Raw genomic sequence first — 23,178 nt, forward strand, 5'->3', positions numbered from 1 at the left:
AGAAAAAGCTATCGCTTTCGATAGCTTTTTTCTATGTCACTTTTTTGTGCTGTTTCAATCTTTTCTATAGGAAAAGGAGAAATGCGCTGCGAGTAAAAAATTAAAGGTTCGTGGTAATGATGATTACTATTTCCATATTTTACATGAGTGAAGACGACGATGAGCCATATCAATACAGCTGGAACGAACAAGATGAGCCATATCATATTTCTGCACCTCACTACAAGATATTTTACTTTGAATATACTATTCGTATATGAAGGAAGGATGAACGGCTTGTAAATAAAAAAATAATATTTGGTAAAAATATGTATTGATAAATCAACAAATGCAGGGGTACATAAAAATGAAAAAGAAACCTTTTTTGAGGGAGCGAATTCGTCTGTGCATAGAAGCGATCAGGTCCTTCTTTGTTCCTCGTAGTAGCGATTTATATGTTGGAGAATCAAAATGTATTAGTAGAAATATGCTTTGTATTTCGTAGTTTTAATAAAGAAAAAACATGTTTTTTCTGAAGTGGTCTTGCCAATTTTGAGTGAAACTTGGTATTATTACTAGGTAATAAATCATTTAGTGAAATAATATTCTTACAGGAGTTTCGATTTATTGTAAAGAAATATAAAGTTGGAATGTTGAAAATATTTATCGTAAAATGAGAATAACAAATATTTTTATCTAGTAAGTGTCATAGAAATAAGCTTTCTAGTAGAATCATCGTATTTTTACAACCGAAACAGTTTTATATATGTTGGTAGTTGTAAAAACGAGACAAACAAGTGTATGGGAGTGGATTTTACATGTTTAAAATTCAAGAAGTTCGTGAACTAATTAAATTAATTGATAGCTCTAACATTGATGAATTTGAATACAAAAAAGATGGCACGACAATTAAAATGAAAAAGCGCGGTAATGAAGTGGTTTCTGTGCAAACTGCTCCAGTTATGAAGCAAGCGCTACAAACACAGGCTGTAGAAATCGAAACTGCGGTAGCGGCGGCGCAAGTAGAAGCACCGAAGCAGGAAGAGAAGAAAGCTGTTCAAGATGAGAATTTACATAAAATCGTATCACCGATGGTAGGTACATTCTATGCTTCTTCTTCTCCTGATACACCTCCATATGTAAGTGTTGGAGATCGTGTTTCAGAAGGGACAGTAGTTTGCATTGTTGAAGCGATGAAACTTTTTAATGAAATTGAAGCAGAGGTAAATGGAGAAATTGTTGAAATTCTTGTCAACAATGGACAACTTGTTGAATATGGACAACCGCTATTTCTTGTAAAAGCGTAATAAGGGAGTCTTTGTGATGATAAAAAAAGTATTGATAGCTAATCGTGGGGAAATTGCTGTACGAATTATTCGTGCTTGTAAAGAGATGAATATTGAAACAGTTGCTATTTATTCAGAGGCGGACAAAGAATCACTTCATGTGAAAATTGCAGATGAAGCGTATTGTGTTGGGCCAACGGTATCAAAAGAAAGCTATTTAAATTTAACGAATATTATAAGCGTTGCAAAATTAACAGGTTGTGATGCAATTCACCCTGGTTATGGATTTTTAGCTGAAAATGCTGATTTTGCAGAACTATGCCGTGAATGTAATTTGATTTTTATCGGACCTAGCCCCGAAGCAATTTCAAAAATGGGTACAAAAGACGTTGCTCGTGATACAATGAAAGAAGCAGGAGTTCCAATTGTACCGGGTTCACAAGGAATTATAAAAAACATAGAAGAAGCGATCGAGCTTGCAAAGCAAATTGGATATCCCGTTATTATTAAAGCAACTGCAGGTGGCGGTGGAAAAGGTATTCGCGTTGCGCGTTATGAAGAGGAGCTTGTAAAGGGGATTCAAATTACACAGCAAGAAGCTAGTACCGCTTTTGGGAACCCTGGTGTATACTTAGAAAAGTACGTTGAAGATTTCCGCCATGTTGAGATTCAAATAATGGCAGATGCACATGGCAATGCGATTCATTTAGGAGAGCGTGATTGTACAATTCAGCGCCGTTTGCAAAAATTATTAGAAGAAAGCCCTTCTCCTGCTCTTGATGCGAATATTCGCGAGAAAATGGGTGAAGCAGCGGTAAAAGCAGCGGTAGCGGTTGATTATACAGGTGCTGGTACGGTTGAGTTTATTTATGAATATAAAACGAAAAGCTTTTACTTTATGGAAATGAACACACGAATTCAAGTAGAACATCCGGTTACAGAGATGGTAACAGGGATGGACTTAATTAAAGAACAAATTCGTGTTGCTTCAGGAGAAAAGCTATCGCTACAGCAAGAAGAAGTACAATTTAGTGGATGGGCAATTGAATGTCGAATTAATGCGGAAAATCCTGCCAAAAACTTTATGCCATCTCCAGGGAAAGTAGAAATGTACTTACCACCAGGAGGATTTGGTATTCGCGTCGATTCAGCTGTTTATCCTGGTTATTCAATTCCACCTTTTTATGATTCGATGATTGCGAAATTAATTGTTCACGGAAAAACACGTGAAGAAGCAATTGCAAAAATGAAACGAGCGCTTAGTGAATTTGTCATTGAAGGCGTACATACGACAATCCCATTCCATTTACAATTGCTAGATCATCCTGATTTTATAAAAGGGGAATTTAATACGAAATTTTTGGAAGAGCATGAACTTGTGACGCAGTGATACATTTAAAGGAGGTTTTTTTCATGGCTGAACATATGTTAGATATGGGTCAAGATACAACCCTTGGAAAAGTAGAAATTGCACCAGAAGTAATTGAGGTAATTGCAGGTATTGCAGCTGCTGAAGTAGATGGAGTAGCTGCAATGCGCGGTAACTTTGCTACAGATGTTGTTGAAAAGTTAGGAAAGAAAAATCATGGTAAAGGCGTAAAGGTTGAATTAGTAAACGAAGATATTATTGTTGACGTTTATGTTGTTATGTATTTTGGTGTAGCAATTCCAGTTGTTGCACAAAAAATTCAAGATAATATTCGTCAAGCGCTCTTTACAATGACGGGTCTTGAGCCAAAAGAAGTGAATGTTCACATTGTTGGTGTAACATTCGAAACGCAAAAAACAGAAATCGAGCCAGTGTAAAAATGAAAAGGTGCCTCGTCAAAAAGGCACCTTTTTTTCTTGTTTCATTTCTTCACACACAAAACCCTCTAATTATTATACTATTTCAAAAATAGAAAAAATAAGCAAGAAATGATGCGTTTTAAAAAAAACGTACATTGTGATATGATATGGAACTTGAAGTTAATCTTTTTATTATTTTTCAGCCTTATAACTCGTGTATGAAACGATAAATTGTGGTATTATCATTGTATTATAAAGTTGAAAAATCAATGAAAACTGTAAGGGTAAGTAAATTGACGGCTTATAAATTATAATAATATAACAAAACATAAGGAAAGACTTGAAGTATAAAGGAGAGTTACAATGAAACGTAGGACGGCTAGAGAAAGAGCCATGCAAGCATTATATCAAATGGATATTACTGGTGAATTAGAGCCGAAAGTAGCGGTGGAAAATACGCTAGAAGAAGGCGAAGAAACAAATGAGTTTTTAGAATCACTTGTTGTTGGTTTTGTAGAACATAAAGAAGCGATTGATGAAGCAATTCGTCAAAATTTAAAGAAGTGGAAATTAGAACGTATTAGTATTGTGGATCGCAGTATTTTACGTCTAGCTGTGTATGAAATGAAGTACATGGAAGAAATTCCGCATAATGTAACAATTAACGAGGCAATTGAGATTGCCAAAACATTTGGGGATGAGGAATCTCGTCGTTTTATAAACGGCGTTTTATCTAATATAAAAGACACACTGTAATTTCTTTAAGGGGGAATCTTAAAATGGTAGCAGTAATCATCAAAGGCAATGAAGTTGCGGAGAAAAAACGAGCACAATTAAAAGAAGAAGTTGTGAAGTTGAAAGAACAAGGGATTGTACCAGGATTAGCTGTTATTTTAGTTGGAGAAGATCCAGCGTCTCGTTCCTATGTAAAAGGAAAAGAAAAGGGCTGTGAACAAGTTGGAATTTATTCAGAGCTAATTGAGTTTCCAGATACAATTACAGAAGAGCGTTTGTTAGCTGAAATCGATCGCTTAAATGAAGATGACCGTATTAATGGAATATTAGTGCAACTACCTTTACCGAAACATATTGAAGAAAAAGCTATCATTGAAAGAATCTCACCTGAAAAGGATGTAGATGGATTCCATCCAATCTGCGTTGGTCGTATGATGACAGGCCAAGATACATTCCTTCCATGTACACCGCATGGTATTGTTGAATTAGTAAAAGAAACAAATCTTGATATTACAGGAAAACATGTTGTTGTAATTGGAAGAAGTAATATTGTTGGAAAACCAGTGGGACAGTTATTTTTAAATGAAAATGCGACTGTAACATATTGTCACTCCAAAACGAAAAATATAAAAGAATTATCAAAGTTAGCGGATATTTTAATTGTAGCTGTTGGAAGACCAAAAATGGTAACTGCTGACTATATAAAAGAAGGCGCAGTTGTAATTGATGTTGGTGTTAATCGTCTAGACACAGGAAAACTATGCGGTGATGTTGACTTTGATAATGTACTGGATATCGCAGGCTATATTACACCAGTACCAAAAGGAGTCGGTCCAATGACAATTACAATGCTTCTTCATAATACAGTTGAATCTGCAAAACGTGCAGGGGTTGTTTGTAAATAATTTGAATCGGCTATGAGGAGAGAGAGATGGAAAAGCAATATTTAACCGTTACAGCATTAACACGCTATATAAAAACAAAAATAGAGTATGACCCGCATTTACAGTCTGTTTGGTTAAAAGGAGAAATTTCAAACTTTAAATATCATAGCCGTGGCCATATGTATTTCACATTAAAGGATGAAAATGCAAGGATAGCAGCGGTTATGTTTGCGGGGCATAATCGTAATATAAAGTTTAGACCAGAAGATGGAATGAAGGTACTTGTAAAAGGGAAAATCTCTGTCTATGAAGCAAGTGGTTCATATCAAATTTATGTTAATGACATGCAGCCTGATGGAGTTGGTAATCTTCATTTAGCTTATGAACAATTAAAGGTAAGACTAGAGGAAGAAGGGTTGTTTTCACAAGTATATAAACAGCCAATTCCTGCATATGCAAAAACAATTGGTGTCATCACATCACCAACGGGAGCAGCGATTCGTGATATTATAACAACGATTAAACGTCGTTATCCAATTGGCAATGTGATTGTATTTCCTGTACTTGTACAAGGGGAGTTTGCGGCTCCCTCAATTGTACAAGCGATTCAAACAGCGAACGATATGAGGGAGATAGATGTATTAATTGTCGGGCGTGGAGGCGGCTCTATTGAAGAGCTATGGGCCTTTAATGAAGAAATGGTTGCACGGGCGATTTTTACAAGTGAAATTCCAATCATCTCAGCAGTTGGACATGAAACAGACTTTACAATTGCAGATTTTGTAGCAGATTTACGTGCACCAACTCCAACAGCAGCAGCAGAACTTGCAGTACCTAATATACTTGAATTACAAGAGAAAGTGTTGCAACGAACCCTTCGTCTGCAAAGAGCAATGCGAGAAACGTTACATAAAAAGCAAGAACAGTTGCAAACACTTCAAAAATCGTATGCGTTTCGTTATCCAAAGCAAGTGTATGAACAAAAAGAAGAACAGTTAGATCGCACTCTTGAGCAGCTTATTTTAGCCAAAGAACGTTATATAGAGAAAAAGATAAATCAGTTAAAACAACTTTCATTTTATTTGGAGAAGCATCATCCCTCTCAAAAGATTTTACAAACAAAGACAAGAATACAAACATTGCAGAAGCAATTACAACGCGAAATGCAAACATTACTGCAAACGAAAGAATTTGCATTTATGGGGGCGGCTCAAAAACTAGAAGCATTAAGTCCGCTGAAAGTAATGATGAGAGGTTATGGACTTGTGTATAGCGAGAAAAAGCAAGTGTTAAAAAGTGTGAAAGATGTCGGTCTTGGTGACGTTGTTTCAGTACAATTACAAGATGGTGTTTTAGATTGTAACGTATCGGGCGTAGAGGAGCGTGAATTAAACAATGGAAAATAAATTAAGCTTTGAAGAAGCAATTTCTCAGCTTGAACATCTCGTTTCTAAGCTCGAACAAGGTGATGTTCCTTTAGAAGAGGCAATCTCATATTTTAAAGAAGGTATGGAGTTGTCTAAGCTATGTGATGAGAAGTTGAAAGATGTACAAGAACAAATGGCGGTTATCCTGGGAGAAGATGGGGAGCTTAGCCCATTTACGGCTGTAGGAGATGAAGCATAGTGGCATATGTAGCTTTTGATGCTTTTGTGAAAGAAAGTAAAACTTTCGTCGAGGGGCAGCTTGTACGCTATGTAAATCAATTACAATGTCCAAATGTACTTCGTGAAGCGATGACATACTCATTGGAAGCGGGTGGAAAACGTCTTCGTCCGTTACTTTTATTTGCAACGTTGCAAGCTTTTGGAAAAGAAAGAGAACTGGGCATAGGAGCAGCTTGTGCTCTTGAAATGATTCATACGTATTCGTTAATTCATGATGATTTACCATGTATGGATGACGATGATTTAAGAAGAGGAAAACCAACAAATCATAAAGTGTTTGGTGAAGCGATGGCTGTTTTAGCAGGAGATGGCTTATTAACATATGCTTTCCAAGTAGTGTCAGCGTATGATCATCAAGATATTTCTGCAGAAACAAAACTAAGGCTTGCGCTTGAACTTGCCAAAGCAGCTGGACCAGAAGGAATGGTTGCCGGACAGGTAGCGGATATGGAGGCGGAAGGAAAGCAACTGTTACTTAGAGAATTAGAATATATTCATAGGCATAAAACAGGGCGTTTATTAGAGTATGCTGTGCTTGCGGGAGCTATACTTGCAGGAGCAACTAGAGAGCAAGAAGAAAAACTACTTGCATTTGCAAAATATATCGGTCTGGCTTTTCAAATTCGCGATGATATTTTAGATGTAGAAGGAACAGAAGAAGAGATTGGAAAACCAATAGGTAGTGATGTTTCCAATGAAAAAAGTACATATACTACGTTGTTTACGATAGATGAAGCAAAATGTATCTTAGGAGAAACAATTGCTAAAGCGAAAGATGCGATAGCATCTTTACGATTACAAGATGAATATTTATTATCCATTTGTGATTTAATAGCAAAGCGTAATAACTAATATAGAAGCGTTTTCATTTGTTGAGTCATTCTTCATTTTGTGGTATAAATGTAGAAAAAGGTTTTTCTTTTTTTGTTATTGGCAAAAATATATTTAGATTACGTTGCCGTTATCACTTTGTGTTAGCGGCTCTTTTTTCATCGTATAGAGAAGCTGCAATCAATAATCCTTTGAATCGAATCACTTCTTAATAGAAAGGGATAATTCACTTTCTTAGAAGGTAGAGAAGGATGGAAAATTGTTTGCTAAAGTAGGGTAGAATAGAGTGTAATAGGAAAACCAGTAAAGAATTTCTTGTGTTGTACAAATATTTTTTATAATATTTGACATGTTGACAGATTATGAAACGAAAGTGAGTGATCCATGTGGATCTAACGCAAATTCAAAACCCTAGTTTTTTGAAAGATATGTCTATCAGCGAACTAGAGGCACTGAGTGAGGATATTCGGAAGTTTTTAATTGAAGAGCTTTCTCAAACAGGTGGACATATTGCTCCTAACTTAGGTGTAGTAGAACTCACAATTGCTCTGCATAAATTATTTGATAGTCCAAACGATAAATTTTTATGGGATGTAGGACATCAATCCTATGTGCATAAAATTTTAACAGGGCGTGCAAAAGAGTTTGGTACATTAAGACAATATAAAGGTCTATGTGGTTTCCCAAAACGTTGCGAGAGTGAGCATGATGTATGGGAAACAGGCCATAGTTCAACTTCATTATCTGCTGCGATGGGAATGGCTCTGGCGCGCGATTTAAAGAAAACGAAAGAATGTGTTATACCAATCATAGGGGATGGCGCTTTAACGGGTGGAATGGCTTTAGAAGCGTTAAACCATATCGGACATGAAAAAACAGATATGATTGTTATTCTTAATGATAATGAAATGTCGATTGCGCCGAATGTTGGTGCACTTCATAATGTACTTGGTCGCTTACGTACCGCTGGGAAATACCAGTGGGTGAAAGATGAACTAGAGTATTTACTTAAGAAGATTCCAGCAGTTGGCGGGAAGGTTGCAGCAACGGCAGAAAAAGTAAAAGATAGCTTAAAATATTTACTTGTATCAGGTGTCTTTTTTGAAGAGTTAGGGTTTACATATTTAGGTCCTGTTGACGGGCATAGTTATGAAAACTTGTTTGAAACGCTTCAATATGCAAAGAAAACAAAAGGGCCAGTGCTTGTTCATGTCATTACGAAAAAAGGAAAAGGTTATAAACCTGCCGAGAGTGATGTCATTGGGACTTGGCATGGAACAGGGCCATATAAAATTGAATCGGGAGACTTTGTGAAACCGAAGGAAGTTGCACCAGCATGGAGTTCTGTTGTAAGTGATACGGTTCATAAGCTTGCAAGAACAGATGAGCGCATCGTTGCGATTACACCAGCGATGCCAGTTGGTTCTAAGCTAGAAAAGTTTCATAAAGAGTTTCCAAATCGTATGATTGATGTTGGAATTGCTGAGCAACATGCAACAACGATGGCCGCTGGGATGGCAACGCAAGGAATGAAGCCGTTCTTAGCAATATATTCAACTTTCTTGCAGCGTGCATATGACCAAGTTGTTCATGATATATGTCGTCAAAATTTAAATGTCTTCATTGGAATTGACCGTGCAGGACTAGTTGGGGCAGATGGTGAAACGCATCAAGGTGTATTTGATATCGCATTTTTACGTCATTTACCGAACTTGGTACTCATGATGCCGAAAGATGAAAATGAAGGTCAGCATTTAGTATATACAGCGATGCAGTATGAAGATGGTCCAATTGCTCTGCGTTATCCTCGTGGAAATGGACTTGGAGTTCAAATGGATGAAGAATTCAAAGCGATTCCAATTGGTACATGGGAAACATTAAAAGAAGGCACGCAAGCAGCAATTTTAACATTTGGTACAACGATTCCAATGGCAATGGAAGCAGCGGAGCGTCTTGAAAAAGCTGGAGTTTCAGTGAAAGTTGTGAATGCTCGTTTTATTAAGCCAATGGATGAAACGTATTTACATGAACTCTTAGGAAAAAATATGCCGATTTTAACAATTGAAGAAGCTTGTTTAATCGGTGGATTTGGTACAGGTGTAGCAGAATTTGCTACTGAGCATGGATATCATAGTGCTTTAATTGAACGAATGGGTATTCCAGATTATTTCATTGAACATGGTAGTGTTACAAAGCTGTTAGAAGAAATTGGTTTAACGACAGATGCTGTTGTGGACCGTATTCATACAATGATTCCATCAAAACAAAAAAGGGCGTAACAAATGAGTGTAAAAAAAGAAAGAGTAGATGTACTATTAGTAGAACGAGGGCTTATAGAAACACGCGAAAAGGCAAAACGCGCTGTTATGGCAGGACTAGTGTATGCAAATGAAATGAGACTCGATAAGCCAGGGGAAAAAATACCACAAGATACACCGATTACGGTAAAAGGACAAGTCATGCCATATGTGAGCCGTGGCGGTTATAAGTTAGAGAAGGCATTAGAGACTTTTCACCTTGATTTACAAGATAAAATTATGTTAGATATTGGTTCATCAACTGGTGGCTTTACAGATTGTGCGCTGCAAAACGGTGCGAAGTTATCTTACGCTTTAGATGTAGGGTACAATCAACTCGCTTGGAAGCTTCGTCAAGATGAGCGAGTTGTTGTCATGGAACGAACGAATTTTCGTTATGTAACACCGACCGATTTAGAGCGTGGATTACCGCAATTTGCTAGCATTGATGTTTCATTTATATCATTAAAATTAATTTTGCCAGTCTTAAAAACAATATTGACTCCAAATGGTGATGTTGCGGCTTTAATTAAACCACAATTTGAAGCCGGAAGAGAGCAGGTTGGGAAGAAAGGTATTGTTCGCGATCGTAAAGTTCATGAAGCTGTCGTAGAAATGATCATTGATTTCGCAATAAAAGAAGGATATGATGTTGAAAATTTAACATACTCTCCAATTACGGGTGGAGACGGAAATATTGAGTTTTTAATTCATTTAACGTGGCATGGTGAGCGTGAGAGTGGTGAAAATCATTCCCTAGTTTCTGTAGAGCAAGTTGTAACAGCAGCTCATGAGGTCTTAAAACAAAAAGGGAAAGAGGAATAACGATTGTTGTTCCTCTTTTTGTTCGAATTGTATAATGATTGTAAAAACAATTATGTACAAGTAAACGATTATAAGTTAACATAAATAAGTGAAGTATACCAATGTTTAAACTATGGTAAGAGATAGTGTGAGGTGCAAATGTATGAATAAAGGTCAGCGCCATATTAAAATTAGAGAAATTATCGCGAATAAAGAAATCGAAACGCAAGATGAACTAGTTGATATTTTACGTAATGAAGGCTTTAATGTAACGCAAGCAACTGTGTCACGTGACATTAAAGAGTTGCACTTAGTGAAAGTGCCATTACATGATGGTCGCTATAAATATAGCTTGCCAGCAGATCAACGATTCAATCCGTTGCAAAAATTAAAACGTAATCTCGTCGATTCGTTTGTAAAGTTAGACACAGCAGGACATATGCTTGTGTTAAAAACATTACCTGGTAACGCGCACGCGCTCGGAGCACTTATTGATCATTTAGAATGGGATGAGATTATCGGAACCATTTGTGGTGACGATACTTGCTTAATCATTTGTCGTACGCCTGAAGATACAGGTTTTGTATCAGATCGTTTCTTAAATATGCTGTAAAGAAAGAATCTTGTTTATTTTTTGCTTTAAGCAAAAAGTAAACAAGATATTTTTTTGTTATGGGAAAAATAGATAAATGTAAAGTGGAATATAGTGTTTGTTAGAATGAAGTTAGGAAATCGATGGATTGACCCGTAAAACAAATGTTTGGTACAATGGAGCGGGCTAGAAGAGTAAATGATACATGTAATAACTACTTGAGCGAAAAGTGCTCAGCGGAAGCCCTTAGTAGAGGATTAGTTTATAACGAGGTGAATGGAGCATTGTTATCGGAATTATCGATTAGAAACTTTGCTATTATTGAGTCATTAAATATTTCTTTTCAAAAAGGTTTAACAGTTTTGAGTGGTGAAACAGGTGCCGGTAAATCAATTATTATTGATGCAATTAGCTTACTTGTTGGTGGCCGTGGTTCAGCAGAGTTTGTTAGGTACGGAACAGAGAAAGCTGAAATCGAAGGTTTATTTTATATAGAGGATGACAAGCATCCATGTATTGCGAAAGCTGAAGAGCTAGATATTGAAATTGAAGATGGAATGATCATTTTAAAACGGGATATTGCTGCGAACGGGAAAAGTGTATGTCGTGTAAATGGTAAGCTTGTTACATTGAGTATATTAAAAGAGATTGGGAAAACACTTGTCGATATTCATGGACAACATGAAACACAAGATTTGATGAATGAGGAACGTCATTTGTTTATGCTCGATCATTTTGATGGGGATCGTATCGTGAACCAATTAGAAATATATCAAGGTGTACACGCTGAGTATGAGCAGTTGAAGAGGCATCTTAAATCTCTAACAGAGAATGAACAACAGATGGCACATCGATTAGATTTAATTCAATTCCAGCATGAAGAAATTCGTAAAGCAGATTTGAAGGTTGATGAAGAACATGAATTGACGGAAGAGAGATTAAAAATCTCCAATTTCGAAAAAATTTATAAAGCGCTTGGTGATGCATACCGTTCATTAAGTGAAGATGGCGGTGGGCTCGATCATGTACGAAATGCAATGGGACAAATGGAAAGTATTACACACCTAGATGAGGCATATCAAGAAAATCATGATTCGATTGCTAATAGTTATTACTTGTTAGAAGAGGTTGCCTATCAGCTTCGGGAAAAGTTAGACATGATGGAATATGATCCGAATCGCTTAGACGAAATTGAAACACGTTTAAATGAAATTCGTATGTTAAAGAGAAAGTATGGAAATACTGTAGAAGAGATTTTGGCGTATGCTGATAAAATAGAACAAGAAATTTTTACAATTGAAAATAAAGATATACATATTGAAACGACGAAAAAGAAATTAAAAGAAGTAGAAAATGTAGTTTTAAAGGAAGCAACGATGTTGAGTGATATGCGTCATCAGCTGGCAGATCACCTTACGAACGCAATCCACCAAGAATTAAAAGAACTCTATATGGAAAAAACGAAATTTGAAGTGAGGATTGCGAAAAGGGAAGGAAGTATTGATGATCCGCTTGTAGACGGGATGCCAGTGAAATGTACGATGGATGGATATGATCATGTGGAATTTTATATTTCAACAAATCCAGGTGAACCATTAAAACAACTTTCAAAAGTAGCTTCTGGTGGAGAATTATCCCGTATTATTTTAGCTTTGAAAAGTATTTTTTCTAAGCATCAAGGTGTTGCATCTGTCATTTTTGATGAAGTAGATACGGGAGTGAGTGGCCGGGTAGCACAAGCGATCGCGGAAAAAATTTATCGTGTATCTGTAAACTCACAAGTACTTTGTATTACGCACTTACCTCAAGTAGCATCGATGGCGGATTCACATTTATTTATCCGTAAACAAGTTGCAAATGATCGGACGATTACATCAGTTGCTGTATTAAGTACAGAGGATAAGGTAACGGAGATCGCTCGAATGATTTCTGGCGTGGAAATTACCGATTTAACGACGGAACATGCTAAAGAGTTACTTATGCAAGCACATCGTTTTAAACAGACAGCAGAGGCTATCCAATAATGGATAGCCTTTTTGCTCAAATGATGATTTCTTAATTCTTCCGGTTATAAACAGAGCGTTGCAAGGAGAAATTAAAAGATGAAGTCGTTAGGCTGAATGTGGGTAGGAGCGAGGAGAGTGAACAAATTGAAATTAGAGCAATTTCGAAAAATAATAGGTCTTTGTCTCCTTGTTTCATTAGTTTTTATCGGATGTTTTAAACCGCTTCGTACGTTTATTTCATCCCCAAAGCAACTTGTTATTTTTGAGGGACAACAATCAGAAATAACATCATTTCCAGTTTTCCAGGCTTCATCGACAAATCATAGTGTTTTTACAGTGAGTTCAAATAAAGAACAGAAATCCGGACTTGTAGTAAATTCGCATCAAACTGGTGAAGCGGATATGGTTTTTCAACTTGCTGGTTTTCCAGTAAAAAAAGTAAATGTTAAAGTATTGAAAGATTTTAAAGTGATTCCAGGCGGCCAATCAATTGGAGTAAAATTGAATACAAAAGGTGTACTTGTTGTTGGGCATCATTTAATTCAAACAGAGAGAGGTAAAGTATCACCTGGAGAAGTGGCTGGTGTACAAGTTGGGGATATGATTACTGAAATTAATGGAAAAACAATTGAAAAAATGAGTGATGTGGCACCTTTTATCCATGACAGCGGACAAACAGGTGAACCGATTAATCTTGTTTTATTACGAGATGGTAAGTATATTCGTACAAAACTAACACCAGAAAAAGGTAATGGTGAGTCGTCTTACCGAATTGGTTTATATATTCGTGATTCAGCTGCTGGTATTGGAACAATGACGTTTGTTCATCCGGATTCCATGAAATATGGAGCACTTGGGCATGTTATTTCTGATAATGATACGAAAAAACCAATTCAAGTAGAAGACGGACAGATTGTTCGTTCGACAGTTACTTCTATCGAACGCGGTAGTCATGGAAATCCAGGAGAAAAATTAGCAAGGTTTTCACCGGATCGTGAAGTAATTGGTAATATTACAACAAATAGTCCGTTTGGTATTTTTGGTAAATTAAATACAGGCATAAAAAATGGCATAATGGATGAGGCGATGCCGATTGCTTTATCTCATCAAGTGAAAGAAGGACCGGCAAAAATATTAACAGTTATCGATCAAGACAAAGTAGAGGCATTTGATATCGAAATCGTAAGCACGGTACCACAAAAGTTCCCAGCGACAAAAGGAATGGTTGTAAAAGTTACAGATAAACGTTTGTTGGCCAAAACAGGTGGTATTGTTCAAGGGATGAGTGGTAGCCCAATTGTTCAAAATGGAAAAATGATTGGTGCTGTTACACATGTATTTGTGAATGATCCGACTTCGGGGTATGGTGTTCATATTGAATGGATGTTACATGAAGCAGGAATTAATATTTATGAGCAAGAGAAAAAAGCAAGCTGACTAACATCAGCTTGCTTTTTTTTTTTTTTTTTTTGAGAAATTCGTTGAAATTTTGTAAAAGCTCCGCAAGAGCTGCTTTTTGTTGTAAAATAAAACAAAAGAGTGAACGTTTCGTTGTAAACCTATGATGGAATGTGTAAAGAAAGAAAATAAATGAACGATAAACATATTTTTTTGTGATTTTATCGGAAATTAAGAAACTTTAAAAGGGAAATTTCACACAATTGTCGAACAATTCATGTAGCCTAGAAGCTTACACATGTCGGGAGAATCGATTCGGTAAGGGAGGAAAAGCTGTGGAGAAAATTAAAGTGTGTCTTGTGGATGATAATAAGGAACTAGTATCAATGTTAGAAAGTTATGTTGCTGCCCAAGATGATATGGAAGTAATTGGGATTGCTTATAATGGTCAAGAGTGTTTAAATTTACTGAAAGAGAAACAACCAGATGTACTCGTTTTGGATATTATTATGCCGCATTTAGATGGTTTAGCGGTATTAGAGAAAATGCGGCATATTGAACGACTAAGGCAGCCGAATGTTATTATGTTAACAGCATTTGGACAAGAGGATGTAACGAAAAAAGCAGTTGATTTAGGTGCCTCTTATTTTATCTTAAAGCCATTTGATATGGAAAATTTAACGAGCCATATTCGTCAAGTAAGCGGTAAAACGAATACTACAATTAAACGTCCACTACCATCTTTCCGATCTGCAACAACAGTAGATGGAAAACCGAAGAATCTAGATGCGAGTATTACCAGCATCATTCATGAAATTGGTGTACCAGCTCATATTAAAGGATACATGTATTTGCGAGAGGCGATCTCTATGGTATATAACGATATCGAGCTTCTTGGCTCTATTACGAAAGTTTTATACCCGGATATTGCAAAAAAATATAATACGACAGCAAGCCGTGTAGAACGCGCAATCCGCCATGCAATTGAAGTGGCGTGGAGCCGTGGGAATATTGATTCAATCTCGTCCTTATTTGGTTATACTGTATCGATGTCAAAAGCAAAACCTACGAATTCAGAATTTATCGCGATGGTAGCAGATAAGTTAAGGCTTGAACATAAGGCTTCGTAAGTGTTGTTGTATCAAGATGTTAAGCGTATTTCATAACAAAATTTAATAGCCAATAAATTACGTATGTAGGCAATAAAGTACATAAGTAATTGGCGGTTAATTTAAAAACCTTTTATTTATTGGATTAGAAGTTTATTCCGATAGATAGGAGGTTTTTATTATGTTACGCTGGAAATAAGAGGTATCTTTTTAGAAAATAGAAAAAGGAGTATAAGGACTGATATGAAATTTGTGGTGATTAATGAAAATACAGAAGAGGGATTTCAAGATTTAACGTTTAATATTACACATTATTGGAGAGAGAAAGGGTATCATGTTGTTAAAGCTTTTGGTCAATTTGAAGGGGAAATTGTTGGATTCATGATTGCTTTTAAAAATAATATGATAAGGGGTATAAGTACTGAAGGGGAAATAAATGATAACGCTTTTCATCAAAACGGTATTGTATTTTATTCTTTGGGGAGTGATTCCGATTATTTAGTAAACGTTATATCACATTTATACTTATCGAAAGATAGTAATTCTAAAATGAATAATGTAGTACCTTTTACGTGTTTTACATTAGCGGGTGATCCATCAAATTTTGAAAATGAAATTCTAAAATTTAAATTGTTTTTTGATGAAGATGAAGAATTAAATCGTTATTGCGAACTATATGTGAATATTGATTTGAGGCGTAAGGTTCTAGAATTGAAGGAAAAGGACGAGGAGTATAGAGAAAATATCGTAATGGCTTTAACATTGCCAATCTAAATGGGTTCACTATCGAGGTTATAAAGTAAGAGGTGTTTTTCTTTCGCATTAAAAAATGTTTGTTAATGATGGGCAACTGTGCACTCACATTATTTTCGTTTAAACTATAAGGTTTTATGTGAAATTGCTCAGTGATAAGATGAATTAAAAAGGGAATAAATTGAGGGTAATAAAAAGCCCTGCAAAACAGGACTATATTATTCTTTATCTTTATTTTGTTTTTCTAATTCAACTAACTTTTGAATTAAAATATGCTGTGGCATATGCATAATTTGTTCAAGTGGAACACCTAGAGCTTTTGATAGGCGAATTGCAGTGTCTGGAGAAATTTGTAATGGTCTCATAGAAGTACCTCCTTTTTCGTATAGTATAGCATAAGATTGGGGGAGAGAGGATGACTCTTGTATTTGCTCACAGAGGTGCAGCTGGGACGTATCCAGAAAATACAATGATTTCGTTTGAAGCTGCGGAATCATTTCGAGCAGATGGTATTGAATTGGATGTACAGTTTACAAAAGACAAAAAAATCGTTGTTATTCATGATGAAACGGTCAATCGTACAACGAACGGTAAGGGTGCTGTTCGAAATTATTTATATGAAGATTTACGGAAGTTAGATGCCAGTTACAAGTTTTCTGAAAAAGTAGGGTTCTGCAAAATTCCTTTACTGGAGGAAGTGCTAGAATGGCTACAATCTAATTCATTGTTGCTTAACATTGAATTAAAAAATAATAAAATTCCATATCATGGTTTAGAAGAAGAGGTTATAACACTTGTAAGAAAATTTGCCTTAGAAGATCGAATCATTTTCTCCTCTTTTAATCATTACAGTATGAAGATGTGTCATATGATGGCCCCGGATATTCAAACGGCTATTTTATATCGAGAAGGTTTACATAGTCCGTGGGCGTATGCGCAAAAAATGGGTGCTACTGCTATTCATCCGAATTATCGTTACCTTCCTGATGCGATTGCTGAATTAACAATGGAATGTGGAGTTGATGTTCGTCCGTATACGATAAATGATGAGACGGTCATGCGTAAATATTTTGATATGAATATATCAGCAATTATTACTGATTATCCAGAAACTGCTAGAGTACTATTGCAAGTGGAAAAATGAGACCCTTAATGAAAGAAGGTCTCATTTTTTATGTTTACTTATCTTCGAAAACGGGCTTGAACTTTATTTCGCTTACGATCGCGGTATAATACGAAGCCGCCAAAGATATAAAAACCGATTGCAAAGCAGAATACACCTATTAAAAATTGCAACCACAATACAGGAATGGGAGATAAAAGGATGCCGAATACAGTATCTCTCATTAGTTTTATCCCTAGCACTGCTAATGAAATAGGAATAAGTGCTAAGAGAAGAGCAAAGTAACGCTGCATAGGTAATGCTCCTTTTCAGATAATTTTGTATATATTAAATGATGTTATATAAAAAGGGGGTTTGTCAAGAGGGGGCTGAACGAGTAAGATAAGGGTGTGCAAAATTTTGCAGAGATACTTCGAGGGGAAGTGTAATGTGTGAAACAAAAAGTGTTAATTATTGGAGCGGGCGAAGGTGGAAGTACGATTCTGAGCTTGCTACAGAGTTCAAATATATTTGAGATTATAGGGATGATTGATATAAACCCAAAGGCGAAAGGATTGCAACTTGCAAAAGAACGACATATTGCAATTGGAACGAATATAGAGCCCTTTTTGGCAACTGATATTGATGTGATGTTTGATATGACAGGGGATTATCAATTACATAAAGTTCTTTTAGAAAGCAAACGAGAAAACACCCTTTTGATACCAGGAGATATTGCGAAGATTGTTACGAGGTTAGCACATGAGAAGGAAGAGCTAATTGAAAAATTAAAAGAACAAACGCAGCAAGGGAATTTAATTTTAAATTCTACTCATGATGGAATGATCGTGATTGATTCAGAAGGGTATGTAAAATTATTTAATAAAAGTGCAGAACGTATAACAGGTTATAAGTCCGGAGAAGCGATAGGGAAATACATTTTCGAAGTAATCCCGACTAGTAAATTACTTCGCATTATACGAACGAAACAAATAGAAGTGAATCATGAACTGACATTAGGGAATGGAAAGAAGATTATTACAACGCGCATTCCTATTTTGAAAGAAGACGGAGAGGTTCAAGGGGCATTTGCAATTTTTAAAGATATTACAGAAGTTGTAGACTTGGCGGAAGAGGTTACAGATTTAAAAGAAATTCAAACATTATTAGAAGCGATCATTCATTCGTCTGAGGAAGCGATTTCTGTTGTAGATGAGAAGGGGAGAGGTCTTGTAATTAATCCTGCTTATACAAAATTAACCGGTCTAAACGAGGATGACATTATTGGGAAACCGGCGACGACTGATATTGTAGAAGGCGAGAGTATGCATATGAAAGTACTTCGGACGCGTAGAGCTGTTCGGGGGATACATATGAAGATTGGACAGAAAAAACGAGATGTAGTTGTAAATGTGGCACCGGTTATTGTTGATGGTATATTGAAGGGCAGCGTTGGTGTTATTCGTGATGTGTCAGAAATTCAAAAGTTAACGCATGAATTAAATCGGGCAAGACAAATTATTCGAACGCTCGAAGCAAAATATTCTTTTGAGGATATTGTGGGGACGTCTGATGAAACGATGGCCGCAATTGAACAAGCAAAACTTGGAGCGAATACACCGGCAACTGTATTGCTCCGAGGAGAGTCAGGAACTGGAAAAGAGTTATTTGCGCATGCTATTCATAATGGGAGTAATCGAAAGTACAATAAATTTGTGCGTGTGAACTGTGCTGCTATTTCAGAAACGCTATTAGAAAGTGAACTGTTTGGTTATGAAGAAGGAGCATTTTCTGGTGCGAGAAGAGGTGGTAAACGTGGCTTCTTTGAAGAAGCGAACAATGGGAGTATTTTTTTAGATGAGATTGGAGAAGTTTCTGCAAGTACACAAGCGAAATTACTGCGTGTTTTACAGGAGAAAGAGATTGTGAAGGTGGGAGGGACAAAGCCGATTCCTATTAATGTTCGGGTTATTGCAGCCACACATGTAAATTTAGAAAAAGCAATTTTGGAAGGTGAGTTTCGAGAAGACTTATATTATCGCTTAAATAAAATTCCGATCCAAATTCCTTCTCTTCGTCAGCGGAAGGAAGATATTCCTGTTATATCAGAACGATTGATTCAAAAAATTAACCAAGATTATGGCCGTAATGTAGAAGGGTTAACAGAAGCGGCTATTGAATATTTGCAATCGTATGATTGGCCTGGGAATGTGAGAGAGCTAGAAAATATTTTGGGACGGGCCATTATTTTTATGAACTATAATGAAATGTATATTGAGGTGCATCATTTACCTTCTTTGCATAAGGGAGATCAAGTGGAGGTAAAGGGGACTAGTTTGCTACCTAAATTAGAAGAAAGGTCTCTTGAAAACTTGGTAACAGAATTTGAAGGGAATATTATACATGAATATTTAGAGGAATTTGAAGGGAATAAAACAAAGACGGCAAAAGCGTTAGGAATTTCAGTTCGAAATTTATATTATAAGTTAGAAAAGTATGACCGTGCAAAAAATAGCATGCAATAAATTGCGTACCATGCAATTTATTGCATGGTATGTAAAAAACGACATTTTAAGACAGAATATTATGTGATTTTTCAAAGTACTGATTTTACTGCATTTTGTATACGTTTTCATAATTGGTATGACCACTTTAAAAAGTTGGCACGGTATTTGCTTATTAAATAGACGAGGGACGACGGAAAGGGTTGATTACAAAATATGAAGTTGCAAAACCTAATTGATCAAGCAGCCGGAAAGCCAAGAAAAACTGTGGCTGTCGCAGTAGCTGAAGATCATGAAGTAATTGAGGCAGTAGTTAAAGCAATACAATTACAGTTAGCTCAATTTCGTCTATATGGAAATCAAGAAATAATTATGTGTATGTTACAAGAGCATGGATTACAAGCTTCAGACCATGTTCAAGTGATTGCAGCATCATCAAATATCGAGGCTGCGGAACTTTCTGTTAAGGCAGTAAGAAATGGTGAAGCCGATGTGCTTATGAAGGGGAACATCCCAACAGCAAGTATTTTAAAAGCAGTATTAAATAAAGAGTGGGGACTTCGCAAAGGTAGCGTATTATCGCATGTAGCGGCATTTGAAGTTCCAAATTATGATCGCTTTATTTTCGTCACAGATGCAGCAATGAATATTGCACCTGATGTACAGCAAAAAGCTGCTATTATACAAAATACTGTTGAAGTTGCCCGGGCAATAGGAATTGAATTACCGAAAGTGGCTCCAGTTGCAGCGGTGGAAGTTATTAATCCAGCAATGCAGGCAACAATTGATGCAGCAATGTTGACACAAATGAATCGTCGTGGACAAATTAAAAATTGTGTCGTTGATGGACCACTTGCTTTAGATAATGCTGTATCACAAATTGCAGCAGAACACAAAGGCATTGTAAGTGATGTAGCAGGTAAGGCAGACATTTTACTCGTCCCAACGATTGAAGCCGGAAACGTGCTATATAAATCGCTTGTTTATTTTGCAAATGCAAATGTAGGAGCGATGATTGCTGGCGCGAAAGCACCAATTGTTTTAACATCTCGTGCCGATTCGGCAGAAACAAAAGTATATTCATTAGCTTTAGCAGTTGCGACTGCTTCTAAATAAACCAAAAGGGTAAAAACAATTAGGGGGAAATGACAATGACATTAGAAATCTTCGAATACTTAGAAAAATATGATTATGAGCAAGTAGTATTTTGTCAAGATAAAGAATCTGGATTAAAAGCAATCATTGCAATTCATGATACAACACTTGGACCGGCACTTGGTGGAACAAGAATGTGGACATATGATTCTGAAGAAGCGGCGATTGAAGATGCATTGCGTCTTGCAAAAGGGATGACATATAAAAACGCAGCAGCTGGTTTAAACTTAGGTGGTGCAAAAACAGTTATCATCGGTGACCCACGTAAAGATAAAAGTGAAGCAATGTTCCGTGCGCTAGGACGTTATATCCAAGGCTTAAACGGTCGTTATATTACTGCAGAAGATGTTGGTACAACGGTTGATGATATGGATATTATTCATGAAGAGACTGACTTTGTAACAGGTATTTCACCTTCATTCGGTTCTTCTGGTAACCCATCTCCAGTAACTGCTTATGGTGTTTACCGTGGTATGAAAGCAGCAGCAAAAGAAGCATTTGGTACAGATAGCTTAGAAGGAAAAGTAATTGCTGTTCAAGGTGTTGGAAATGTAGCATATCACTTATGCAAACATTTACATGCTGAGGGAGCACAATTAATCGTTACAGACATTAATAAAGAAGCAGTACAACGTGCAGTAGAAGAATTTGGTGCAACAGCAGTTGAGCCAAACGAAATTTACGGTGTAGAATGTGACATTTACGCACCATGTGCACTAGGGGCAACAGTGAATGATGAAACAATTCCACAACTGAAAGCAAAAGTAATTGCGGGTTCTGCAAATAACCAATTAAAAGAAGATCGTCATGGCGATACGATTCATGAAATGGGAATTGTATATGCACCGGATTATGTAATTAATGCGGGCGGCGTAATTAACGTAGCGGATGAGTTATATGGATACAATAGAGAACGTGCATTAAAACGCGTAGAATCTATTTATGACACAATTGCAAAAGTAATTGAAATTTCAAAACGTGATGGTGTACCAACTTATCTTGCAGCAGATCGTCTAGCTGAAGAGCGTATTGCAAGTTTAAAAAATACACGTAGTACATTCTTACGCAACGGCCATAACATTATTAGCCGTCGCTAATCTATCATATATAAATTTTACAAAAGCTGTGGTTACCTCTTATGAGGTTTCCACTGCCTTTTGAATTTAAAGGTGGAGGTAGCAACATTGTCTTTAAATCGAATCCTTGTTATTAATCCGGGTAGTACATCAACAAAAATAGGTGTTTTTGATAATGAAAGACCTGTTCTAGAAGAAACGATTCGTCATGATGTAGATAAAATTGGGAAATATAAACGAATTATTGATCAATATGAATTCCGAAAAGAAACCATTTTAGAAGTTCTTCATTCTCATGGTATTAATATTTCAAAATTAAACGCTGTTTGTGGCCGCGGGGGATTACTTCGTCCGATTGAAGGTGGTACGTATACAGTAAATGAATCGATGTTAGAAGATTTGAAAAGTGGATATAGCGGTCATCATGCATCAAATCTTGGAGGGATTTTAGCATATGAAATCGCTTCTGGATTAAATATTCCGGCATTCATCGTTGATCCAGTTGTTGTTGATGAAATGGCACCGATTGCACGCATTAGTGGAATAGCTGGCATGGAGCGGAAAAGTATTTTTCATGCGTTAAATCAAAAAGCGGTAGCTCGTAAGGTTGCAGCAGAGCTTGATCGTAAATATGAAGACTTAAACCTATTAATTGCTCATATGGGCGGTGGGATTACAGTTGGTGCTCATAAAAATGGAAAAGTTATCGATGTAAATAATGGCTTAAACGGAGAAGGGCCATTTAGTCCAGAACGTGCTGGAACAGTACCAGTTGGACAGTTAGTTGAAATGTGTTTCTCTGGTGAGTATTACCGCGATGAAATGATGAAAAAGATTGTTGGACAAGGCGGGTTAGTGAGTCTCATTGGCACAAATGATGCAATTAAGGTTGAAAACATGGTTGAGAAAGGTGATCCTGAGGCAACACTTATTTATAAAGCAATGGCGTACCAAGTTGCAAAAGAAATTGGTGGGGCAAGTGCCGTTCTTCATGGGAAAGTCGATGCAATTGTTTTAACAGGTGGACTTGCATATAGTAAAATCCTTGTTGATGAAATTAAAGAGCGTGTTCATTGGATTGCAGATGTCATTGTACATCCTGGAGAAGATGAATTACAAGCATTAGCAGAAGGAGCGCTTCGTGTGTTACGTGAGGAAGAAGCTCCAAAAGAGTATGTTGTACGAGAAAAAGAAACGGTAGCTAGGGGTTGA

General features: G+C 36.6%; 23 protein-coding genes. 20 read left to right on the forward strand and 3 right to left on the reverse strand.

The annotated features are described in order from the left end of the window. Positions 1 to 8 precede the first annotated feature (8 nt). A complete protein-coding gene (locus CN288_RS02470; RefSeq protein WP_090687456.1) occupies positions 9 to 206 on the reverse strand; it encodes a DNA recombination protein RecO in 198 nt (65 codons plus the stop codon). A 591-nt stretch (positions 207 to 797) separates the two neighbouring features. Between CN288_RS02470 and accB the strand changes: the two genes are divergently transcribed. The 15 genes from accB to CN288_RS02550 all read left to right on the forward strand — a co-directional run bounded on the left by accB (position 798) and on the right by CN288_RS02550 (position 16,150). Further along, positions 798 to 1,286 (forward strand): acetyl-CoA carboxylase biotin carboxyl carrier protein, encoded by a 489-nt coding sequence (accB, locus tag CN288_RS02475; RefSeq protein ID WP_026589985.1) that lies wholly within the window; start codon positions 798 to 800, stop codon positions 1,284 to 1,286. A 16-nt stretch (positions 1,287 to 1,302) separates the two neighbouring features. Beyond that, on the forward strand, positions 1,303 to 2,655 hold the full coding sequence (gene accC / locus CN288_RS02480) for an acetyl-CoA carboxylase biotin carboxylase subunit (RefSeq protein ID WP_098301774.1): 1,353 nt from the start codon (positions 1,303 to 1,305) through the stop codon (positions 2,653 to 2,655). 23 nt (positions 2,656 to 2,678) lie between these two features. Then, positions 2,679 to 3,071 carry an Asp23/Gls24 family envelope stress response protein gene (locus CN288_RS02485; RefSeq protein WP_026589987.1) on the forward strand — a complete coding sequence of 131 codons (393 nt, stop codon included), beginning with the start codon at positions 2,679 to 2,681 and terminating at the stop codon, positions 3,069 to 3,071. A 345-nt stretch (positions 3,072 to 3,416) separates the two neighbouring features. After that, positions 3,417 to 3,809 (forward strand): N utilization substance protein NusB, encoded by a 393-nt coding sequence (gene nusB, locus CN288_RS02490; RefSeq protein WP_026589988.1) that lies wholly within the window; start codon positions 3,417 to 3,419, stop codon positions 3,807 to 3,809. Positions 3,810 to 3,832: 23 nt separating this feature from the next. After that, the gene (gene folD, locus CN288_RS02495; protein WP_026589989.1) at positions 3,833 to 4,693 is read left to right on the forward strand and encodes a bifunctional methylenetetrahydrofolate dehydrogenase/methenyltetrahydrofolate cyclohydrolase FolD; all 861 of its coding nucleotides are present in this window, start codon (positions 3,833 to 3,835) and stop codon (positions 4,691 to 4,693) included. A gap of 26 nt (positions 4,694 to 4,719) precedes the next feature. Continuing rightward, positions 4,720 to 6,078: an exodeoxyribonuclease VII large subunit gene (gene xseA / locus CN288_RS02500; RefSeq protein WP_026589990.1), complete on the forward strand. Its 1,359-nt coding sequence runs from the start codon at positions 4,720 to 4,722 to the stop codon at positions 6,076 to 6,078. Continuing rightward, complete coding sequence (gene xseB, locus CN288_RS02505; protein ID WP_026589991.1) at positions 6,068 to 6,298, forward strand: exodeoxyribonuclease VII small subunit; 231 nt, start codon at positions 6,068 to 6,070, stop codon at positions 6,296 to 6,298. The genes xseA and xseB overlap by 11 nt, the downstream gene beginning before the upstream one ends. Further along, positions 6,298 to 7,191: a polyprenyl synthetase family protein gene (locus tag CN288_RS02510; protein ID WP_026589992.1), complete on the forward strand. Its 894-nt coding sequence runs from the start codon at positions 6,298 to 6,300 to the stop codon at positions 7,189 to 7,191. Before xseB ends, CN288_RS02510 begins: the two co-directional genes overlap by 1 nt. Before the next feature lie 365 nt (positions 7,192 to 7,556). Beyond that, the gene (gene dxs, locus CN288_RS02515; RefSeq protein ID WP_026589993.1) at positions 7,557 to 9,449 is read left to right on the forward strand and encodes a 1-deoxy-D-xylulose-5-phosphate synthase; all 1,893 of its coding nucleotides are present in this window, start codon (positions 7,557 to 7,559) and stop codon (positions 9,447 to 9,449) included. A gap of 3 nt (positions 9,450 to 9,452) precedes the next feature. Then, positions 9,453 to 10,292, forward strand: a complete 840-nt coding sequence (locus CN288_RS02520; protein ID WP_026589994.1) for a TlyA family RNA methyltransferase — start codon at positions 9,453 to 9,455, stop codon at positions 10,290 to 10,292. Between the two features lie 142 nt (positions 10,293 to 10,434). Continuing rightward, a complete protein-coding gene (argR, locus tag CN288_RS02525) occupies positions 10,435 to 10,884 on the forward strand; it encodes an arginine repressor ArgR (RefSeq protein ID WP_017150893.1) in 450 nt (149 codons plus the stop codon). Positions 10,885 to 11,147: 263 nt separating this feature from the next. Continuing rightward, positions 11,148 to 12,887: a DNA repair protein RecN gene (gene recN, locus CN288_RS02530; protein WP_090687450.1), complete on the forward strand. Its 1,740-nt coding sequence runs from the start codon at positions 11,148 to 11,150 to the stop codon at positions 12,885 to 12,887. Positions 12,888 to 13,004: 117 nt separating this feature from the next. Continuing rightward, a complete protein-coding gene (spoIVB, locus tag CN288_RS02535) occupies positions 13,005 to 14,306 on the forward strand; it encodes a SpoIVB peptidase (protein ID WP_026589996.1) in 1,302 nt (433 codons plus the stop codon). Between the two features lie 296 nt (positions 14,307 to 14,602). After that, entirely contained in the window at positions 14,603 to 15,397 is a 795-nt protein-coding gene (spo0A, locus tag CN288_RS02545) for a sporulation transcription factor Spo0A (RefSeq protein ID WP_026589997.1), read from the forward strand. A 222-nt stretch (positions 15,398 to 15,619) separates the two neighbouring features. Continuing rightward, the gene (locus tag CN288_RS02550) at positions 15,620 to 16,150 is read left to right on the forward strand and encodes a hypothetical protein (RefSeq protein ID WP_051588523.1); all 531 of its coding nucleotides are present in this window, start codon (positions 15,620 to 15,622) and stop codon (positions 16,148 to 16,150) included. Between the two features lie 197 nt (positions 16,151 to 16,347). Here the strand turns inward: CN288_RS02550 and CN288_RS02555 are convergent, their stop codons facing one another. Then, a complete protein-coding gene (locus CN288_RS02555) occupies positions 16,348 to 16,494 on the reverse strand; it encodes a YycC family protein (RefSeq protein ID WP_081810939.1) in 147 nt (48 codons plus the stop codon). 50 nt (positions 16,495 to 16,544) lie between these two features. On the opposite strand from CN288_RS02555, the gene CN288_RS02560 reads away from it, so the two are divergent. Beyond that, positions 16,545 to 17,273 (forward strand): glycerophosphodiester phosphodiesterase, encoded by a 729-nt coding sequence (locus CN288_RS02560; RefSeq protein WP_026589998.1) that lies wholly within the window; start codon positions 16,545 to 16,547, stop codon positions 17,271 to 17,273. 38 nt (positions 17,274 to 17,311) lie between these two features. Here CN288_RS02560 and CN288_RS02565 read toward each other — a convergent pair whose 3' ends face one another. Further along, complete coding sequence (locus tag CN288_RS02565) at positions 17,312 to 17,545, reverse strand: DUF2627 domain-containing protein (RefSeq protein WP_026589999.1); 234 nt, start codon at positions 17,543 to 17,545, stop codon at positions 17,312 to 17,314. A gap of 138 nt (positions 17,546 to 17,683) precedes the next feature. On the opposite strand from CN288_RS02565, the gene CN288_RS02570 reads away from it, so the two are divergent. From CN288_RS02570 to buk, 4 genes are all read left to right on the forward strand, one after another. Beyond that, the gene (locus CN288_RS02570) at positions 17,684 to 19,756 is read left to right on the forward strand and encodes a sigma-54 interaction domain-containing protein (protein WP_098301775.1); all 2,073 of its coding nucleotides are present in this window, start codon (positions 17,684 to 17,686) and stop codon (positions 19,754 to 19,756) included. Positions 19,757 to 19,951: 195 nt separating this feature from the next. Further along, a complete protein-coding gene (gene yqiS / locus CN288_RS02580) occupies positions 19,952 to 20,851 on the forward strand; it encodes a phosphate butyryltransferase (protein WP_098301776.1) in 900 nt (299 codons plus the stop codon). A 35-nt stretch (positions 20,852 to 20,886) separates the two neighbouring features. Beyond that, positions 20,887 to 21,987 carry a leucine dehydrogenase gene (locus CN288_RS02585; protein WP_098301777.1) on the forward strand — a complete coding sequence of 367 codons (1,101 nt, stop codon included), beginning with the start codon at positions 20,887 to 20,889 and terminating at the stop codon, positions 21,985 to 21,987. A gap of 87 nt (positions 21,988 to 22,074) precedes the next feature. After that, a complete protein-coding gene (buk, locus tag CN288_RS02590) occupies positions 22,075 to 23,178 on the forward strand; it encodes a butyrate kinase (RefSeq protein ID WP_026590003.1) in 1,104 nt (367 codons plus the stop codon).

It is taken from the genome of Bacillus sp. AFS023182 (assembly GCF_002560575.1).
GTDB lineage: Bacteria > Bacillota > Bacilli > Bacillales > Bacillaceae_G > Bacillus_A > Bacillus_A arachidis.

Coding starts and splice junctions, on each gene's coding strand:
- CN288_RS02555 (WP_081810939.1), bottom strand. CDS start 16,494: ATGAGACCATTACAAATTTCTCCAGACACTGCAATTCGCCTATCAAAA.
- folD (WP_026589989.1), top strand. CDS start 3,833: ATGGTAGCAGTAATCATCAAAGGCAATGAAGTTGCGGAGAAAAAACGA.
- nusB (WP_026589988.1), top strand. CDS start 3,417: ATGAAACGTAGGACGGCTAGAGAAAGAGCCATGCAAGCATTATATCAA.
- accC (WP_098301774.1), top strand. CDS start 1,303: ATGATAAAAAAAGTATTGATAGCTAATCGTGGGGAAATTGCTGTACGA.
- argR (WP_017150893.1), top strand. CDS start 10,435: ATGAATAAAGGTCAGCGCCATATTAAAATTAGAGAAATTATCGCGAAT.
- accB (WP_026589985.1), top strand. CDS start 798: ATGTTTAAAATTCAAGAAGTTCGTGAACTAATTAAATTAATTGATAGC.
- CN288_RS02470 (WP_090687456.1), bottom strand. CDS start 206: ATGATATGGCTCATCTTGTTCGTTCCAGCTGTATTGATATGGCTCATC.
- CN288_RS02550 (WP_051588523.1), top strand. CDS start 15,620: ATGAAATTTGTGGTGATTAATGAAAATACAGAAGAGGGATTTCAAGAT.
- CN288_RS02485 (WP_026589987.1), top strand. CDS start 2,679: ATGGCTGAACATATGTTAGATATGGGTCAAGATACAACCCTTGGAAAA.
- CN288_RS02560 (WP_026589998.1), top strand. CDS start 16,545: ATGACTCTTGTATTTGCTCACAGAGGTGCAGCTGGGACGTATCCAGAA.
- CN288_RS02585 (WP_098301777.1), top strand. CDS start 20,887: ATGACATTAGAAATCTTCGAATACTTAGAAAAATATGATTATGAGCAA.
- yqiS (WP_098301776.1), top strand. CDS start 19,952: ATGAAGTTGCAAAACCTAATTGATCAAGCAGCCGGAAAGCCAAGAAAA.
- CN288_RS02520 (WP_026589994.1), top strand. CDS start 9,453: ATGAGTGTAAAAAAAGAAAGAGTAGATGTACTATTAGTAGAACGAGGG.
- xseB (WP_026589991.1), top strand. CDS start 6,068: ATGGAAAATAAATTAAGCTTTGAAGAAGCAATTTCTCAGCTTGAACAT.
- CN288_RS02565 (WP_026589999.1), bottom strand. CDS start 17,545: ATGCAGCGTTACTTTGCTCTTCTCTTAGCACTTATTCCTATTTCATTA.
- xseA (WP_026589990.1), top strand. CDS start 4,720: ATGGAAAAGCAATATTTAACCGTTACAGCATTAACACGCTATATAAAA.